General features: G+C 45.9%; 20 protein-coding genes and 1 riboswitch. Of the genes, 17 read left to right on the top strand and 3 right to left on the bottom strand.

What is annotated here, in order from left to right; genetic code table 11:
- Positions 1-86 precede the first annotated feature (86 nt).
- The 13 genes from DW677_RS11030 to DW677_RS10970 all read left to right on the top strand — a co-directional run bounded on the left by DW677_RS11030 (position 87) and on the right by DW677_RS10970 (position 12,277).
- On the top strand, positions 87-1,136 hold the full coding sequence (locus DW677_RS11030; RefSeq protein WP_117567238.1) for a GGDEF domain-containing protein: 1,050 nt from the start codon (positions 87-89) through the stop codon (positions 1,134-1,136).
- A 570-nt stretch (positions 1,137-1,706) separates the two neighbouring features.
- A complete protein-coding gene (locus DW677_RS11025) occupies positions 1,707-3,572 on the top strand; it encodes a TIGR03960 family B12-binding radical SAM protein (RefSeq protein ID WP_117567236.1) in 1,866 nt (621 codons plus the stop codon).
- Positions 3,556-4,284, top strand: coding sequence for a TIGR03936 family radical SAM-associated protein (locus DW677_RS11020; RefSeq protein ID WP_117567234.1), 729 nt, complete (start codon positions 3,556-3,558; stop codon positions 4,282-4,284). The genes DW677_RS11025 and DW677_RS11020 overlap by 17 nt, the downstream gene beginning before the upstream one ends.
- Positions 4,274-5,566, top strand: coding sequence for a ribonuclease E/G (locus tag DW677_RS11015; protein ID WP_117567232.1), 1,293 nt, complete (start codon positions 4,274-4,276; stop codon positions 5,564-5,566). The genes DW677_RS11020 and DW677_RS11015 overlap by 11 nt, the downstream gene beginning before the upstream one ends.
- A 395-nt stretch (positions 5,567-5,961) precedes the next feature.
- A complete protein-coding gene (gene rplU / locus DW677_RS11010) occupies positions 5,962-6,270 on the top strand; it encodes a 50S ribosomal protein L21 (protein WP_021905027.1) in 309 nt (102 codons plus the stop codon).
- An 8-nt stretch (positions 6,271-6,278) separates the two neighbouring features.
- Complete coding sequence (locus tag DW677_RS11005) at positions 6,279-6,608, top strand: ribosomal-processing cysteine protease Prp (RefSeq protein WP_015554472.1); 330 nt, start codon at positions 6,279-6,281, stop codon at positions 6,606-6,608.
- Positions 6,609-6,612: 4 nt separating this feature from the next.
- On the top strand, positions 6,613-6,903 hold the full coding sequence (gene rpmA, locus DW677_RS11000) for a 50S ribosomal protein L27 (RefSeq protein ID WP_015554473.1): 291 nt from the start codon (positions 6,613-6,615) through the stop codon (positions 6,901-6,903).
- Between the two features lie 133 nt (positions 6,904-7,036).
- Positions 7,037-8,320 (top strand): GTPase ObgE, encoded by a 1,284-nt coding sequence (obgE, locus tag DW677_RS10995; protein ID WP_015554474.1) that lies wholly within the window; start codon positions 7,037-7,039, stop codon positions 8,318-8,320.
- 74 nt (positions 8,321-8,394) lie between these two features.
- The gene (gene yhbY, locus DW677_RS10990; protein ID WP_021905028.1) at positions 8,395-8,688 is read left to right on the top strand and encodes a ribosome assembly RNA-binding protein YhbY; all 294 of its coding nucleotides are present in this window, start codon (positions 8,395-8,397) and stop codon (positions 8,686-8,688) included.
- Positions 8,689-8,758: 70 nt separating this feature from the next.
- The gene (nadD, locus tag DW677_RS10985; RefSeq protein WP_117470309.1) at positions 8,759-9,370 is read left to right on the top strand and encodes a nicotinate-nucleotide adenylyltransferase; all 612 of its coding nucleotides are present in this window, start codon (positions 8,759-8,761) and stop codon (positions 9,368-9,370) included.
- Positions 9,371-9,494: 124 nt separating this feature from the next.
- The gene (yqeK, locus tag DW677_RS10980) at positions 9,495-10,223 is read left to right on the top strand and encodes a bis(5'-nucleosyl)-tetraphosphatase (symmetrical) YqeK (RefSeq protein WP_117484562.1); all 729 of its coding nucleotides are present in this window, start codon (positions 9,495-9,497) and stop codon (positions 10,221-10,223) included.
- Positions 10,144-10,497 (top strand): ribosome silencing factor, encoded by a 354-nt coding sequence (gene rsfS / locus DW677_RS10975; protein ID WP_117484561.1) that lies wholly within the window; start codon positions 10,144-10,146, stop codon positions 10,495-10,497. The genes yqeK and rsfS overlap by 80 nt, the downstream gene beginning before the upstream one ends.
- Positions 10,498-11,404: 907 nt before the next feature.
- On the top strand, positions 11,405-12,277 hold the full coding sequence (locus DW677_RS10970; RefSeq protein ID WP_117470306.1) for a PD-(D/E)XK nuclease family transposase: 873 nt from the start codon (positions 11,405-11,407) through the stop codon (positions 12,275-12,277).
- Positions 12,278-12,566: 289 nt separating this feature from the next.
- Here the strand turns inward: DW677_RS10970 and DW677_RS10965 are convergent, their stop codons facing one another.
- The 3 genes from DW677_RS10965 to DW677_RS10955 all read right to left on the bottom strand — a co-directional run bounded on the left by DW677_RS10965 (position 12,567) and on the right by DW677_RS10955 (position 15,728).
- Complete coding sequence (locus tag DW677_RS10965) at positions 12,567-13,352, bottom strand: ATP-binding protein (protein WP_117470305.1); 786 nt, start codon at positions 13,350-13,352, stop codon at positions 12,567-12,569.
- On the bottom strand, positions 13,345-14,658 hold the full coding sequence (gene istA, locus DW677_RS10960; protein WP_242992154.1) for an IS21 family transposase: 1,314 nt from the start codon (positions 14,656-14,658) through the stop codon (positions 13,345-13,347). The genes DW677_RS10965 and istA overlap by 8 nt, the downstream gene beginning before the upstream one ends.
- Before the next feature lie 275 nt (positions 14,659-14,933).
- A riboswitch (glycine riboswitch) is annotated at positions 14,934-15,014 on the top strand.
- Between the two features lie 162 nt (positions 15,015-15,176).
- Positions 15,177-15,728 (bottom strand): hypothetical protein, encoded by a 552-nt coding sequence (locus DW677_RS10955; protein ID WP_117567228.1) that lies wholly within the window; start codon positions 15,726-15,728, stop codon positions 15,177-15,179.
- 743 nt (positions 15,729-16,471) lie between these two features.
- Here DW677_RS10955 and DW677_RS10950 point away from each other — a divergent pair.
- The 4 genes from DW677_RS10950 (at position 16,472) to DW677_RS10935 (ending at position 18,041) form a co-directional block, all read left to right on the top strand.
- Entirely contained in the window at positions 16,472-16,708 is a 237-nt protein-coding gene (locus tag DW677_RS10950) for a transposase (protein WP_158553070.1), read from the top strand.
- A gap of 124 nt (positions 16,709-16,832) precedes the next feature.
- Positions 16,833-17,024 carry a Fic family protein gene (locus tag DW677_RS18780; protein WP_242992153.1) on the top strand — a complete coding sequence of 64 codons (192 nt, stop codon included), beginning with the start codon at positions 16,833-16,835 and terminating at the stop codon, positions 17,022-17,024.
- Positions 17,025-17,414: 390 nt separating this feature from the next.
- Complete coding sequence (locus DW677_RS10940; protein WP_117470301.1) at positions 17,415-17,711, top strand: hypothetical protein; 297 nt, start codon at positions 17,415-17,417, stop codon at positions 17,709-17,711.
- A gap of 108 nt (positions 17,712-17,819) precedes the next feature.
- Positions 17,820-18,041 carry a hypothetical protein gene (locus DW677_RS10935; RefSeq protein WP_117567226.1) on the top strand — a complete coding sequence of 74 codons (222 nt, stop codon included), beginning with the start codon at positions 17,820-17,822 and terminating at the stop codon, positions 18,039-18,041.
- Positions 18,042-18,121 lie beyond the last annotated feature (80 nt).

Below are 18,121 nucleotides of genomic sequence, written 5' to 3'. Positions count from 1 at the left end.
TTTTAGCCACAAGTGTTACAAAAAAGCTTGACCACAACAAAGTGTCTTAAATTACGATACCATTATAGTGAGGGGGAAATTGTGAAATGCAGAAAAACAGGAAAAGTAATAATATAATAGGTATTATACAGAGTTTCCTTATATTGATATTAGTAGTTCTTGTTATTTTTATGATGATTCAGATCAGCAGGCTGCAGGGGACAGCACGCGTAATAAATTATGCAGGTCTGGTACGTGGAGCTACACAGCGCGAAGTAAAATTAGAAATTACAGGAAACCAAAATGAAGAATTAATTAAATATTTGGATGATATTCTTCTTGGATTGAGATATCAGGATGGATATTATGATCTGGTAAAACTCAATGACGAAGAATATCAGGAAAAATTGCAAATCCAGAGTGATTACTGGGATAAATTGAAAACAGAAATTAGAGCAGTAAGAAACAAGGGATACGAAAATACAGATATTGTTAATATGAGTGAAATATATTTTACGATGGCAGATGAAACTGTCTCTGCCGCAGAAAGCTATTCAGAAAAGATTGCTACAAAGATTCGTACCATAGAGCTTTTGTCGGCACTTGATATGTTGAGTCTGGTGATATTGGTTATTATGCAGACGCTAAGGGCAATGCAGATGGCAATGCAAAACAGACTGCTGGAACAGAGAGCATTCATAGATGCCCATACTGGGCTGCCAAATAAAAATGCCTGTAATGAGCTTCTTGATAAAAAAGATATGATTACTGATCCTACAGCATGTATAATGTTTGATTTAAATAATCTAAAAACTGTAAATGATACAATGGGACATTCCGCAGGAGATCAGTTAATAATGAATTTCGCAAAGCTTTTGCGAAGCGTTATTCCAGAAAAGGATTTTGTTGGAAGATATGGCGGAGATGAGTTTGTGGCAGTCATTTATCATACAAGCGAGGCGGAAATTAAGGAAATAATAAAATCCTTGTACGAAGAAAAAGACAGATTAAATAGTCATGAAAATCAAATACCAATCGACTATGCATGCGGATGGGCGTTATCCTCCGGTAATATGTCGTGTACAATGCAGATGTTATTGGATGATGCAGATGCCTATATGTATAAAAATAAACAGTTATGCAAGAAATATCATTAGCTTTCAGCTCAGTTTCAATTCCCTGAAAAAACTTTACTGCCTCCCGGAGGATTTTCACTGGCACGATTTGTGTCATGTATACGCAACGCTGATGGTTCATTGCCAGGTCAATATCAAAGAACAGGCCGTCGTGCTCGGATATTCCAGCGGAATTTTCCCGATGCAACACTAAGTTGTCCCGAGCCAGAAAGCTTGTGAAGAGGTTCTTGGATTCAAAGAGTATTCGGAAAATTTGATAAAAAGTTCGACGATATGAGCTCGAAAAATTGCTTCCGGGAAAGAATCTGTTGCGGAAACGCGGGAAATACCGTATAATAATGCGGTCTGATCTGTACATTTAGAGCGGATTTATCCGTAAAATAATGGAAAATCCGAATTGTGCGTATTTCAGAAAATTTTTTTTGTCGTAAGAGTAAAAAATATTATGTAAACTGTCCGAGAGAAAAAACACTTGACAAGAATTTGTGTTTTTCCGCTTACGGAGAAGATCAGAGAAAAAGAACTAAAAAACCAAAAAACAGCGATGAACGCATCGCAAAAACGTGAGAAATGTAGGTAAAATAAGGATTTATGAGAAAACTAGCATTACCAGAAGAGATACTCTTGAGTATCCAGCAGCCCGCCCGCTACATCGGCGGTGAGGTGAACATGGTGAAGAAAAATCCGTCCCTTGTGGACATTCGGTTTGCCATGTGCTTTCCGGATGTGTATGACATCGGTATGTCCCATCTGGGAATCCAGATCCTCTACGATATGTTTAACAAGTATGAGGACGTGTACTGTGAGCGTGTATACTCCCCGTGGACAGACCTTGATAAGATCATGAGGGAGAAACATATCCCATTATTTGCCCTTGAGTCCCAGGACCCGGTGAAGGAATTCGATTTCCTTGGAATTACGCTTCAGTATGAGATGTGCTACACGAATATTTTACAGGTGCTGGAGCTTTCCGACATTCCGCTTCACGCGGAGGATCGTACCTGGGATGATCCGGTCGTCATCGGTGGCGGTCCGTGTTCCTACAACCCGGAGCCGATCGCGGTGTTCTTTGATATGTTTTATATCGGAGAGGGAGAAATCTCCTACCGGAAGCTTCTTGATGTCTACAAGGAGTCCAGAAAGAACGGGGATTCCAGACAGGAGTTCTTGAGAAAGGCAGCGGGAATTCCGGGAATCTATGTTCCGTCCTTATACGAAGTGACATATGAGGAAGACGGCACGATCAGGAGCTTTCTGCCGACAGCGACGGGGGTGCCGGAGAAGGTGGAAAAGCAGCTTGTTATGGAAATGACAGAGTCCGTCTACCCGGAGAAACCGTTGGTTCCGTTTATCAAGGCGACCCAGGACCGCGTGGTTCTCGAGATCATGCGTGGCTGCATCCGCGGCTGTCGTTTCTGTCAGGCTGGAATGATCTACCGTCCGGTCCGCGAGAAGAATGTAGAGCATTTAAAAGAGCTGGCTTATAAGATGTTAAAGAGCACGGGACACGAGGAGATCTCCTTAAGCTCCTTAAGTTCTAGTGACTACAGAAGTCTGGAAGAACTTGTAACATTCCTGATCGATACCTTCCACGGCAAAGGCGTGAACGTGTCCCTGCCGTCCCTGCGTATCGACGCCTTCTCCCTTGACGTTATGAGCAAGGTTCAGGATGTCAAGAAGAGCAGCCTGACCTTCGCGCCGGAGGCGGGTTCCCAGAGACTGAGAAATGTTATTAATAAGGGACTGACAGAGGAAGATATCTTAAACGGCTCCGCATTGGCATTTCAGGGCGGATGGAACCGTGTAAAGCTGTATTTCATGCTGGGACTTCCGACAGAGACCGTGGAAGATATGGAAGGAATTGCCCTGCTTTCCGAGAAGATCGCGGAGAAGTACTACGAGATTCCGAAGGACAAGCGAAACGGAAAGGTACAGGTCGTTGCGAGTACGTCATTCTTCGTTCCGAAGCCATTTACCCCGTTCCAGTGGGCGCAGATGAGTACAAAAGAGGAGTTCCTCGGAAAAGCCCGCATTGTAAACCACAAGATGCACGAGATGCTGAACCACAAGAGCTTAAAATACAACTGGCATGAGGCGGACGTGACGGTCCTCGAGGGCGTTCTTGCCCGTGGAGACCGGAAGGTCGCTGCTGTCATTGAGGAGGCCTACAGACAGGGTGCGCTCTATGACGCATGGTCTGAGAGCTTTAACAATGAGATCTGGATGAATGCCTTTGAGACATGTGGCGTGGACATCGATTTCTATACGACGAGAGCACGCTCCCTCGATGAGGTATTCCCGTGGGATTTCATCGATACAGGGGTGACGAAGGAATTCTTAAAGAGAGAGTGGATCAATGCCACAAAAGAGACTGTCACCCCAAACTGCAGAATGCGCTGTTCCGGCTGCGGTGTGAGAAGATTTGGAGGAGGTGTCTGTTATGAAGATCAGAATTAAGTTTTCCAAGCAGGGAGCGATGAAGTTCATCGGACATCTCGACACGATGCGGTATTTCCAGAAGGCCATGCGCCGCGCGGATGTGGATATCCGCTATTCCGAAGGTTTCTCCCCACATCAGATCATGTCCTTTGCGGCACCGCTCGGCGTGGGCCTCACCGGAAGCGGCGAGTATCTGGATATTGAGGTGCTGTCCACGGACTCTTCCGCAGGGATGGTGAAACGGCTGAACGACACGATGGTGGAAGGCGTTGAGGTATTGAGCTACCGGAAACTGCCGGATGACGCGGAAAACGCCATGTCCATCGTTGCGGCATGTGATTATACCATCGTCCTGAGAGACGATTACGAGAACGGACTTTCCGTGACAGCGGAAGAATTCTACAACGGAATTCTTGATTTCATCGAAAACGGAAACCTGAATATCGTGAAAAAGACGAAAAAGGGAGAGAAGGAGATGGACTTAAAGCCGCTGATCTACGAGGCGCACCGTGGGGCGGACGGAAACGGACTCTTTTTACAGCTCTCTTCGGGAAGTGCTGCGAATGTAAAGCCGGAGCTGGTCCTCGAGGCATACTGTAAGTCTCTGGGAAAAGAGTATCCGCAGTTTGCGTTCCGCATCAACCGTGAGGAAGTATACGCGGACGCGGGAGAACATAAGTTTGTGACTCTGGAATCCTTCGGAGAAGAAATTGGAGAACATGTTGGATAAACTGATCATTACAGCACTGCGCGGGAAAACTGCCGCAGTGCTTTTTAAAAATGGACATGCCGCTCAGATCGACTTTGAACCGGAAGCGGCGGAGGAAGAGACCGGCGTGATCTTTGTAGGAAAAGTAAAAAATATTTCAAAGAACATCAATGCGGCATTTGTAGAGTACCGGCCGGGTGTCAACGGGTTTTACAGCCTGAAGGAAAATGCGCGCCCGATCTACGCGGATGGAAGGACGGAGCATGGACCGCTGAAAGCCGGAGATGAGATCCTGGTGCAGGTGGAGCGCTCTGCGGTGAAGACGAAGGACGCGGTGCTCACCTCAAATCTTACGCTGACAGGGCAGACGGCGGTTCTGAGTGCCGGGAAAAGTTCCCTTGGAATTTCCGCGAAGATCCGGGATAAGGAATGGCGGGATGCGGTAAAACGGCGCTGGGAGGCGACAGAACACGGAGACTGCGGTCTTGTCGTCAGGACGAACGGAGAGGCGGCTGGGATCGATAAGGTGTTTGAGGAGTTTGCAGCGCTTTATGAACGGTATCTGGTGATCTGTAAAGCAGCGGCAAGCCGGACCTGTTACAGTGTGCTGTATCGGCCGGAGAGTTTTGCGGTTCGTGCGGTCCGGGATCTAAAGATCTGTGATGGACTGGAAGTTGTCACGGATCTGCCGGAAGTTTATAAAGAACTGCAGGATGCGTTAGGGATTACAGACAGCAGGGCGGCGGAGAATTCCGGAACAGCAGCGGATTCTGAGGCGGCAGAAAACTCTGCAGCAACAGCGGATTCCACAGCGGTTGATTCTGCAAAGATGGCATGTTCCATGGCAGCAGGAATGCCATCACTCAGACTTTATACGGATGATTTTCCACTCACAGCTCTATACCATCTGGAGACGATCCTGTCCCAGGCGCTCTCAAAGACGGTCTGGTTAAAATCTGGCGGAAATCTTGTGATCGAGCCTACAGAGGCGCTCACGGTCATTGATGTGAATACGGCTAAGAGCGTTTCAAAGAAGACGTCAGAAGAGACATACCTGAAGACAAATCTGGAAGCGGCGGGGGAGATCGCTGTCCAGCTCCGTCTCAGGAATCTCTCCGGGATCATGATTGTGGACTTTATTGATATGAAGGAAGAGGAGAGCCGGAAGACACTTCTCGCAGCACTGCGGCGCGCTGTCACAGCAGACCCGGTGAAGACCGTACTTGTTGATATGACACCTCTTGGTCTTGTGGAACTCACGAGAAAGAAGATCCGCAGACCGCTGCATGAACAGGTACGGTGAGTCCGGGAAAAGGACTGCCGGGTACGGAAGAGCCGGATAAACAGGTCCGGAGAACGGATACAGGAAACGTTATTGTTCGGCCATAACGAAAAATGTTACAGTTCAGCCATTACATCTTCTTGTTTTCATATTCATGAAAACAAGAAGCTTGGTGGTTCCACCATATGCTGATTTGGATGAAAAAGTGCTTATGCAAGCAAGCTTGCATAAGCACTTTCCCATTCAAACCAGCGCATGGCTGAACTGTAACCGAAAAATATCGAAATTGCGAAAAAATGCTTGACAATACAAGCGCTGTTTGTTATAGTTTTATAGTGTGCCGCACAGTGAGGTTTTCAAGGATTCCATGATGGAAGACACCATAACTGGCGAGTAATGATAATAGGAGGTGCAATATGTACGCGATTATTGCAACTGGCGGTAAGCAGTATAGAGTAGCCGAGGGCGACAGCATCAAGATCGAGAGAATTGACGCAGAGGTTGGTTCTGCAGTGACTTTTGATCAGGTTCTTGCTGTTAACAACGGAGAGCTTACAATCGGATGCCCGACCGTTGAGGGTGCAACAGTATCTGCAACAGTAGAGAAAGTTGGCAAGGGCAAAAAAGTTATCGTTTACAAGTATAAGCGTAAATCTGGCTACCATAAGAAAAATGGTCACAGACAGCTTTATACTCAGGTTAAGATTGAAAAGATCAATGCTTAATTAAGATTATGATTCAGGTAAATATCCTGCGTGACAGGAACGAAGTAGTAAAGGGAATCGATATCAATGGTCATGCTGGCTATGCAGAATACGGACAGGACGTGATTTGTGCTGCTGTTTCCGCACTGGTTCTCAACATGGCAAACTCCGTTGAAACATTTACGGACGATCACTTTGAAGGAAGTGTGGGGGAAGATGGTGGAAGCTTTTCTTTTTCCTTCCCGGACAAAATAAGTTCTGAGTCGCAGCTCCTCATGAAATCCCTGATTCTCGGACTCGAAAATATCCGGGATGAATATGGAGCAGAATATATCAAATTTCGATTCAGGGAGGTGTAACGATATGTTTAAGATGAACCTTCAGTTATTTGCTCATAAGAAAGGTGTTGGTTCCACAAAGAACGGACGTGATTCTGAGTCCAAACGCCTTGGAGCTAAGAGAGCAGACGGACAGTTCGTATTAGCTGGCAACATCCTTTACAGACAGCGCGGAACAAAGATTCACCCGGGTCTCAACGTAGGCATCGGCGGTGATGATACTTTATTCGCTAAAGTTGACGGTGTTGTTAAGTTTGAGAGAAAGGGCAGAGACAAAAAACAGGTTTCTGTATATCCTCAGGCAATCAACGAATAATAACGATGAGCTCCATACTGGATGGTATGGAGCTTTTTTAAGATTTATGTGTAACAGTGAGACTTTGGATTCATGAAAAGAATAAGAAGCGGCACTGTTATATTTTTTAATTTTATTGAGAGGACGGTTTTCCATGTTTACAGACAGTGCAAAAGTATATATCAGATCAGGAAACGGCGGAAACGGACATGTGAGCTTCCGGCGTGAACTGTATGTTCCGAATGGAGGACCTGACGGCGGTGACGGCGGAAGAGGCGGAGACATCATCTTTGAAGTAGATGATGGACTGAACACGCTTGTGGATTTCCGTCATGTAAGGAAGTATGCGGCCGAAAATGGCGAAGAGGGCGGAAAACGCCGCTGCCATGGCGCTGACGGAAAGGACCTGATCGTCAGGGTCCCGGAAGGTACTGTCGTTAAGGACCTGGAAACCGGTAAGGTTATCACAGACATGTCCGGTGAAAACCGCCGGGAAGTGATCTTAAAGGGCGGTAAAGGCGGTCTTGGGAATATGCATTTTGCGACAGCAACCATGCAGGTTCCGAAATATGCCCAGCCGGGACAGCCGGGGCAGGAGCTCTGGGTACAGTTAGAGCTGAAGGTGATCGCAGATGTGGGACTCGTAGGGTTTCCGAATGTCGGAAAATCCACTCTGTTATCCCGTGTTTCCAACGCAAGACCGAAAATCGCGAATTATCATTTCACGACTTTGAACCCGCATCTCGGCGTAGTTAATTTAGGCGATGGCAACAGCTTTGTAATGGCGGATATCCCTGGCCTTATAGAGGGTGCGTCTGAGGGAGCCGGCCTTGGACATGAGTTTCTTCGCCATATCGAGCGCACGAAAGTCCTGCTTCATGTGGTAGACGCAGCTTCCGTTGAGGGACGTGACCCGATCGAGGATGTCCATGCGATCATGGACGAGCTTTCCGCTTATAATCCAGAACTCTTAAAGCTGCCGCAGGCTATCGCAGCCAATAAGCTGGATGCAGTTTATGATGAGGGGGCGGATCCGCTCGCAGACTTAAAGAAAGAGTTCGAGCCGATGGGAATCCCGGTATTTGGAATTTCTGCTGTCAGCGGCGAAGGTGTAAATGATCTTCTCTACTATCTCTATGATGTGATCAGGAAGACAGACCGTACGCCGAAGATCTTTGAGAAAGAATTCGAGATCGAGTATGTGGGTGACCGTTCGCTTCCTTATACTGTCGAGAAGGATGAAGAGGGCATCTATGTGGTTGAGGGGCCGAGAATCGAGAAGATGCTTGGTTACACGAACCTTGATTCTGAGAAGGGCTTTGATTTCTTCCAGAAATTCTTAAAGCAGTCCGGAATCCTTGCCGATCTTGAAAAGGCGGGAATTCAGGAAGGCGATACGGTCCGCATGTACGGACTCGTATTTGACTACTATAAATAATGCATCGGATCTTCTCCGGGTGTCCGTATAAATGCCCGGAGACCATGCTTTTCCATATATGAAAAGGAGTTACTATGACCAGCAAACAGCGTTCCTATTTAAAGGGACTTGCAATGACCATGGATGCCGTTTTACAGATCGGCAAGTCCAGCCTCACACCGGAGATCACCAAATCCGTCGAGGAAGCGTTAAACGCAAGAGAATTGATTAAGATCCATGTACTGAAGAACTGTGCGGATGACGGAAAAGACCTTGCGCAGATCCTTGCAGAGCGCACTCATTCCGAGGTTGTACAGGTCATCGGAAAGATGATCGTTCTGTATAAGCCGGCGAAGGAAGAGAAGGACAGAAAGATCATTCTTCCGTAAACAGTGTGACGATCGCGGCAATCCGGGACTGTTTGACGTCCGGATTGTGCGCGGGCAAAGGGGGGATACGATGAGACGCATCGGTATTCTTGGGGGAACATTTGATCCGGTCCACAACGGTCACCTGCTTCTTGGGGAACAGGCGTATCGGGAGTATGGACTGGATGAGATCTGGTTTATGCCGTCCCATGTTCCGCCGCACAAAAAAGATCATCTTATCACGGATGGGGCGGCGCGCATCAGGATGCTGGAGCTTGCCACGGAATCAATCCCGTATTTTACTGTCTCTGATTTTGAGATGGGACGGGAAGGGAACACCTACACGGCGCAGACTCTGGCACTCTTAAAAGAGGCATATCCGGATATAGAGGTCTATTTTATCATAGGGGCAGATTCCCTGTACCAGCTGGAATCCTGGTATCATCCGGAACAGGTGATGGCGCAGGCTGTGCTTCTGGTATCCGGAAGAACCTACGAGGACGGTGGTGTGCCGCTTGAGGATAAGGTTGCTTACTTCAATGAGAAGTACAACGCGGATATCCGGATCCTTCATAATCCGAAGATCGACGTGGCGTCCGCGGATATCCGGAAAAAAGCGGCAGAAGGCAGGGATCTTTCAAAAGACATGCCGGCGGCTGTGGCGGAGTATATCAGAAAGACAGGCCTGTATCTGACAAAATAGTCTGCCGGATATTCCGGTATCATGACGGTGCATCAGACGCGGGAAAAGAACATGCGGAAACAGATGACCCGCATCTCACAGCAAAAATGCCGGGGCATTCTTGAATTCAGAAAGAAGATTCATTATGGATAGTCGTGTACCTGAAATCAGAAAACATTTAAAGAAAAAACTTGATGCGTACCGCTATGAGCATACGCTTGGCGTGGAATTTACCTGCCAGGCACTTGCGATGCGATATGGGTACGATCTTGATAAAGCCGATCTTGCGGGACTCCTGCATGATTCGGCAAAGCGTTTTGAGGATCCGGTCATGCTTCAAAAATGTCTGGACCGCAATATTCCGGTGACTGCTGAGGAAGAGAGGGATCCGTCCCTGCTTCACGCAAAACTCGGGGCATGGATGGCGGAACATAAATACGAGGTGGATGATCCGGAGATCTTAAGCGCGATCACCTGCCATACGACGGGAAAGCCGGGCATGAGCCTGCTCGACAAGATCCTCTATGTGGCAGATTACATTGAACCGAGACGATCCAAGGCGGCCAACCTTACGGCTATGCGGAAGCTTGCGTTTATCGATCTTGACGAGGCATGCCTCGAGATCATGGAGAGCATTCTTGTATATTTAAAAAGTACGGGCTGCCAGATTGATCCGATGACAGAGGCGGCGTGTGAGGATATGCGCCGTGTCGTTTCGGAAAGGAAGAAAGAGACAGCCGGAGAGGCATCAGCCGTGACCGGAATAACCCATCAGGACAAGGAGGAACAATCAGTTGAATCAGTCAAAAGAAATGGTAAAACTTGCAGTCGAGGCTTTGGAAGAGAAAAAAGGCGAAGACGTAAAAATTATTGACATTGAGGGCGTTTCCGTGATCGCGGATTACTTCGTTCTCGCAAGCGCTTCCAATGCAAACCAGACACAGGCTTTAGTTGATAATGTAGAAGAAAAGCTTTTCAAAGCCGGTTATGAGTGTCATCAGAAAGAGGGAAGCATGAGCTCCACATGGGTCCTTATGGATTACGGCGATGTGATCGTACACGTATTCTCCAAGGAAGACCGCCTGTTTTATGATCTGGAGAGGATCTGGAGAGACGGAAAGATCGTGGAGTCTGTGGATGAGCTGTAAATAATATTGTTTAATTCCTTTTATATCACGAACAGAAAGGGAAAAACCTGCAAATGGTTTTTCCCTTTTATCGCGAATAAGAGAGAAAAACTTGAAATCTGTGTTTTCCCATCTATCGCGAACAAGGCTGGTAAAGTGTTTTCCTTTTATTTCTCAAACATCTGATTATGATGAAAAACTTACTTTTTAAAATCGCTCCATTTTGGATATTTCAAAATTTGTGAACCAAAGTGGGTTACAAAAATGGAACGAAATGGGTTACAAAAATGTACTGTTTTGGGTTACAAAAATGGAATAAAACGGGTTACAAAAATGGAATGGATTGGGTTACAAGAATTCCAAAAACCGTTATCCGCAAAATAGGTTAACATCAGTAGAATGCATTTTGGATATGTCCCCCCAAAAATATCCAAAATGGAAAATGTATATCTTTATACAATCACAGAATTTACTCACTTGTTTGTAGATATAAAACACATGAGGCCAGTCACGGAAGTTCCCGTGGCTGACCTCACATTTTGGTTCAATGAGGGTTCCATCTACCTGTAGCTGTCAGGATTTTGATGTCTTTTGACACAGTACAAAAGACATACTGATAATGTTACATATAAATGAGGAATTGAGGGGATAAAAAGAAGCTTAAAATTCCTCTACACCGAAAAATCGCAGTTGGGAACCATGATCCATATCCATACTTATAATAGGTTGATGCAAGGCATAGAGTAATGGTGAAATATCGAAGAAAATCTTGCGACGCTGTTTCAAGTGTGGTAAGATAATACTATACATTATTAATTCCAAAAAGTTGATAAGTGGGCATTGCCCCGAGATCGATATGATCAGGGGATGCCTACAGAAGGGCTTTCCCTGTTTATATAAAATATCACAGAGAAAGTGAGGAAGATGAATGGATTTTGAAAAGAAACATCAGGAAGATCTGCAAAGACTCAGAGGTTTCCGCTTATTGGATGATGACTTCATGACGAAAGTATTTGAAGATATCCAGTGTGCGGAACTGTTGCTTCGGATCATCCTGAACGATGAAGGCATCCACGTTCTGGAAGTACACAGTCAGCGTGGCATCAAGAATTTACAGGGCCGGTCCGTAAGACTGGACATTCTTGCTATCGATAGTCATGACCGTGTATTTAATGTAGAGGTTCAGCGGAGTGACAAAGGTGCTGGCGCGAAGAGGGCCCGATACAACAGCGCATTGATTGATGCGAATGTCACCGAACCAGGTGATTTGTATGAGGCTCTGAATGAGACTTTCGTAATCTTCATTACAGAAAATGATGTTATGAAAGCAGATCTCCCAATCTATCATATTGATAGGGTTGTAAAGGAAACTGGGAAATTGTTTAAGGATGAGGCGCATATCATATATGTGAATTCCCAGATTAAGGATGAAACGAAACTTGGGCGATTAATGCATGATTTCAGCTGCACAAACGCAAAGGATATGCATAACAAGGTCCTTGCAGACCGCGTCCGGTATTTTAAGGAAGATGAGAGAGGAGTGGCGATTATGTGTCGTGAAATGGAAATTATGAGAAATCAGGCACATGAGGAAGGTGTTGAAATAGGCATCAAAAAAGGTAGAATGCTGCAGTTGATTAAGCAGGTCTGCGCCAAGATGCAGAAGTTTTCTTCAGCAGAGGAAATTGCAAATGATCTTGTCGAACAGGACGTGCCTTTGATTCAGAAAATTATGGATGTAGCCCCGAACTTTGGTCCGGATTACAACGTTGATGCTATTTATAAGGCATTAAACTTGTAGAGCTGCCGAAACTCTCCTTGTGGAGAAAAATTACAGCAAAAGATATTTCCCCAAGAGCTTCCCTGAGAGGAGGCTCTTTTTTGATGCCAGCACCAACTTTTGCGACACATACCCTGCTGGCTGTCAAAAATTTTACAGCCAAAATGGGGCGATATTGGAAAAATTCATTTTGGAAAATTTGAAGTGTTAGAGCCCGGAGGAATCGACCACTCAGAGTCCAGTAGAAACAACCAATCCGAGCTCATTAGAAATAGCCAATGCACCTGCTTGGCTAATTAATTATCGACAATTATTCGGTAGGATCACTGATTTCTATCGAATAAGTTTTCAGGTTACGACCTCGATAGCTTTCACCTATCATGAGATAAACGGTGGCAGCATCAAAAGTCCTATCTAACGCACAGAGTAATGAATCCTCTTCTCGAAAGAAGTCCCTCCACTTATCTGGTGTTAGGTTACTGGTGAAAATCATGCAGTTTGGGCCTTCCTTACTGCATCTTCGGTCAATCATATCGAAAAACAGACGGGTGTTTTCCATGTCGAAGATGCTTCTGCCGATTTCATCGATAATCAGACATGATGGTCTGACAAGCCCAGATATTGCACTGCTTTCAGTGCCTGTTCTTCGGGCCTTTGTGAATTTTTCATTCAGTTCTGTGGCTTTTATGAAATAAGCTTTTAATCCTTTTTGGCAACAGGCATTACCATATGCCATTGATAAATGCGTTTTTCCAACACCTGGAGGACCGATAAAAGCTATATTCTGTCTTGAGTATAGCGCTGTCAGATTCGGAAGATTTCTTATCTGCGCTGCATGCTCGCCAGTCACTCTGCTGAAATCAAAGTTTTCGAATGTACTTGGCTCTTTCTGTGGAATACGGCTGTGCTGCAATAGTGCGCTTATTGCTTTATCTCGCTGATTTTTTCTGAGAAAAGCTATGAATCTTTTTATGGCTTCCAGGTGCTCCGGTGGAACTTTCTTTTCAGAAAGATATAAAGCAATCTCCTGTGCTGTTATTTTTATATCCAGAGCAGCAGCATCTGCCTGAATCTGTTCAATCAGTGTATCATTCATTTCTGTTACCTCCAAAAGCAAACTTTGCGAAAGCAGATTTTGGTGGATCTTCTTTTTTCTGAGTGATACTGATCTTTACAGGAACAGAAGGGTTTTCTTCTGGTTGATCATCAGTAAACTGACCTTTGCAGAAACTGTCTTTGCGGCTCCATGTCACATCGTGGGTTATTAAGACTTTTCTCAACTCCAGGTCATAGATATACAATGTAAAATCTTCTCTTTGAACACGGCAGGTATGTTGAACATAACCGTATGGAATTCCAAAACGTCTTCCTTCATATGTGACAAAACCATCAAATGAAATACAGCGGATCGGGCACAAATACTTTCGGACATCAAAGGTATCCATAAGTATGGATGCATTTTTTATACAGCTTACAGAATGTCTTTCATGAGGAATACAGTCAACAGCTTTGTGATATCGATTGTTCTGATTATCGCACCATTTCCATGCTTCATAGTTGAGATCTGTAATAGTACCAAAAACTCGTCCTGCTAGAAAGTTTTCTTTTACAAAGCGTACCAGGCGCTCAACAGAACCTTTCGTGAACGGATGTCTGGGTCTGCACAGTTTCGTTTCAAAGCCGATGGTATTCATAAAAGCTTCATAATCATGATTCCAAACCGGATGTCCTTCCGAATCACGATGGAGCACAACACTTTTCATATTGTCCGTCAGAACGTGTCCAGGAACTCCCATACGTTTAAAAGCATGAATCATACCAATAAAGAGATTTTCCTGTTTTGCATTTGGAAAGAACTCTATATAGCGTTCCCCGCAATGATGGCAGATCATTGCAAAACAAGCTACTTTGTAAGAAGTGCCATCACCTGTGTCCACATTTACAAATCCCCAGTCCATTTGATAACTCTCACCAGCATCACTGGAATATCTGCGTCCACGGTTGCCCTGCGGTGCAACTGTCTGCCTTTTGGGCGGAATAAGATATTTATGAGATTGAATGTATCTCTTTACCGTAGTTAAGCTCCCTTGAAAGCCTTGTTCCTGAATTCGTTCCAGAATAACTTCAGAATTAGATACCCCTTTTTTCAGCAGGTCATCAATAACTCCTGTATATCCAGAGATAATGGTTGTATTCGCTTTGCGGCCTGTAAGAGCATGTGGTGTTATCTGGAAATCATTCTTTTTTAATCGTCGTAGCTGTGCTCTTGTCATTCCTGTACGGCGTTCCATTTCAGCAAGGTTAATTCTATTGATATCGAACTTATCACCTTGCTCTGACTTCATTTCTTCAATGACTTGTGTTATGATAGTCTGCAAGTCATTACTGTTATTCTCATTCATGTTTCTCCTTTCGTGGTGCATTGGCTAACACCATTATAGAACATGAAGTAATATCGTAATGGCTTCTTTTATTGGATTAAGATTGGCTGTTTCTATCGGACTCAGATTGGTTAATTCTGCTGGTCTTAGGATGGCTGTTTCTATCGGACTCTAACAGAGGTAAGATTTGACGTCCTATTTTGGATTTTGGAAAAAATTTAGGAAATGTACAAAATAGCGGCAAATCCGCATGGATAAAGGATTTGCGATAATTTTCTATTTTCGTGTAAAAAAGTAGTTTTGTTTTGGGAGAGATCGCTCAGGCGATGCCGAAGGGGAACGCAGAAGCTCCCAGGCAAAAGGACCGGTTTCGGACGACGCTCCGAAAAGGCCGGGCGGCAGCGCCCGACCACCGAAGGTGCAACCTCCCAAAGCGGAGGGAATCTCTCAGGTAACTCAACGGGGGCACAAAACCGTAAAGGGCGGTTTTGTGCCCTTTTTTGCTGTCCTAAAAAAGAAACGGAGGAGCGGTATAGCCATCACTCCGAGGCGATGTCGAGACCGGCGTCCCCGCCTCCGTCGGGGACGGAGATCTCCGCCTCGCCCGCGATCTCGCTGGCGGTCTTTTCTTCGCCGTTTTTTTCCTCCTCGTCCTCAAAGAGGGAGTCGTACTCCTCGCCGTCTCCCTCTTGCAGCATGGCCGCGGTCTTGGCCGCCATGTAAAGCTTGTGGTTGTATTCCATCAGCCGCTGTTCATCCTCCGGAGGGACTTGACCGCCGGAGGCGATGCGGTGGTAGATCTCCAGCATCTTGCCCATCTCCTCTGCGGCCTTCGACAGAGCATTGCCCTGCTGCTTTGCAACCTCGGCGTTGTGGATGGCAGTCTCCCGCTCGATGATGCTCTCCATCACGCCCTGGGCCTCGTTGTATTGCGCGTCCACGGCGGACAGCTCACGGGAGATCTCCACACGATCCACATTGGGCGCGCCGCCCTGCTGGCAATTTTTGAGCGCCTGCGACAGGTCGCGTTTCCGTGTCCACAGCGTATCCATCTGCGCGGCGTATGCCTTCTTCGCATCTTGAATTTTCATTGCGGAACCTCCTGTCTAAATGTTTTTCATATCCTTATTATCGACAGAAAAATGTTTTTCATATCCTTATTATCGACAGAAAAGGGTCCGGATTTAAGCCGGAGCACGGAAAACAGGACAAAAGCTTAACTGATCGTGGGCAAGACCACTGCCGGACCGCCCTTCCTCGACAAGACCTTGTGGGAACAAACGCTCCGGTTGAAACCGAGAAGGGGAGAGAACATCATGAAAAAAGCGATTGCTTTGCTGCTGACGTTTGTAACGCTGCTGTCCTTCGCGAACGCCAAGGAGGATCTGGCCGCTGAGGATCTCCATATCCCGGGCACCGGTTAAGGCTGATCCATCGCTGTCAAGAAGGGAAAAGCGGGGCGGTCCCTTTCGCCCTCATTTTGCGTGTCCGCGCGCGTTTGTCATGCGCCGTTACCCAAACCGGATCATGGCGAAGGGGGTTCCGCGTATTTAATATGCACTGAATAATAGAAAAAGCCTTATATTTCAATCCATAGAAGCCAATCCGTGGTATAATAGGAGCAAGGGAACTGGCAAAAATCCAGCAAAAATCGTGCACCTGGAGGGCAACTATGTATCGTTACAGCAATGGCCAGATCAGCTTGGCGGATTTCAAACAGCCGGTGGATATGAATCTGAAGGAAAGCAACCGTTGGGTAAAGAAAGCCCAGACGATCCCCTGACTGGAGATCGAGAAGCGCTACGCCGCACTATTCACCAACCGGAAAGGCAATGTGGCCAAGCCGCTGCGTCTGGCCTTGGAGGTCTGCATTATTCAGGCGGAGTATGGCTATTCTGACGAGGAAACCGCGCTCCAGATCCAGGAAAACCCATATCTTCAATATTTCTGCGGGTATCCTGGCTATGATGACGAAAAGCTGCCCTTGATTATGGGCAAAGCTATGAAACAGCAGTACGAGATCTTTATGGTGATGTGCCTTTTAGACAACGTCAGTACGAGGCTCTTGTAGATGGGCAGTGGGTTGATGGTGTTGCTGATAATGTAGTGCAAATTGGTGGTATGATCACCAGACATTGGAGAAGCCAAAAGGAAATCAGCCGATTTACAGGATCACTTATGAAGATTGCCGTCATATGGTCGATGCTATGGAGGATTCGTTTCATTCGGACGTCTTTGGAGTTGAAAAAGAAAAAGGTAAGGTTGAGGGAATCCTTGCTGCAGTATATCAAAGTATATTCGGCAAGTATGCATATCCATCATTAGAAGAAAAAGCCGCAAATCTATTGTATTTTATGATCAAGGACCATCCTTATGCGGATGGCTGAAAGAGAATTGCGGCATCACTTTTTCTTGAATTCCTGGATAAAAACAACGCTTTATTCCAAGATTGAGAAAAACGACTCAGCGATGGAACCTTGGTGGCCGTTACGTTGATGATTGCTGAATCCAATCCAGAAGAAAAAGAAGTAATGGTGAAACTGGTGATGAATCTACTGAATTTGCAATAAAAAGCACGGATTGCAATACTTGTCCCTGAGATTCTCACCAGCAAATACTGCTGTGAGAAATGCTTGTGTTTTATCACGATGAATTAACAGAGGAAGATATTAAAATTCTCTCTCTGGTTTCGGAGATTACAAAGAACGAGATAGCGAAAATGCTGTCAAGATTTGCAAAGAATTCAAAGTGAGTGAAAATCGAAAGGAGACCAGACTATGGGAAGGCTTTATAAAATCAACCCGCCGTGTCCCAAGTGCCATGAGGAACATAATTGGTGGCATATCCAGCTGACGGATGAGGAACAGGCGAAGATGGATGCGTATGTGGCAGCCAGTGAGGGAAAATCATCCTTGGAGTTACTTCTGGGCGAGCCGGGAATTGTTGTTACACGAAAGCTTAAGTGTTGTTGCTGCGGTCACGTATTTGAAGCGGAAGCCGGGCTGCGGAAATTCGACGAAGTCGGATACCGGGATCGGGATTTTATTGCGGCGGTCGGCGAAATACCCGTGTGATAAGATTAAGGAGTTGATGAGATGCATTTGGATCAGTCGGCATTGGGAATCCTGCGTAAAGCAGAAGATAAGAACGGTCGGAAATACATGGATTAGCGGATACCGTATATGGATCAGCTAGGACTGATCATGGTCTATAAATCCGACAGCCGGTATGAGAAGTATATGATTTACTTTTTCACAAGTCCGGCAAGTAAATGTCCCGGCAAATACCTGCATACAACCTACGGAAGTATCCAGGTGGAAGATGGTTCATTGACAATCAGAACAAAGAACAGCGTCTATGAGTTTGAGCTGGATGCATCATGCGTATCAGAGAAGTGGATATGATTTTGCTGTTACGTATGGTAAACGAGTATTTTCGTGATGATGGCATGTAAGGCAGACAATGCCAGGTACTGGGCTGCGGG

The sequence above is a fragment of the Clostridium sp. AM25-23AC genome (genome assembly GCF_003435125.1).
In the GTDB taxonomy this organism is placed as follows: Bacteria; Bacillota; Clostridia; order Lachnospirales; family Lachnospiraceae; genus Pilosibacter; species Pilosibacter fragilis.
This window is presented reverse-complemented; position numbering and strand designations above follow the sequence as displayed.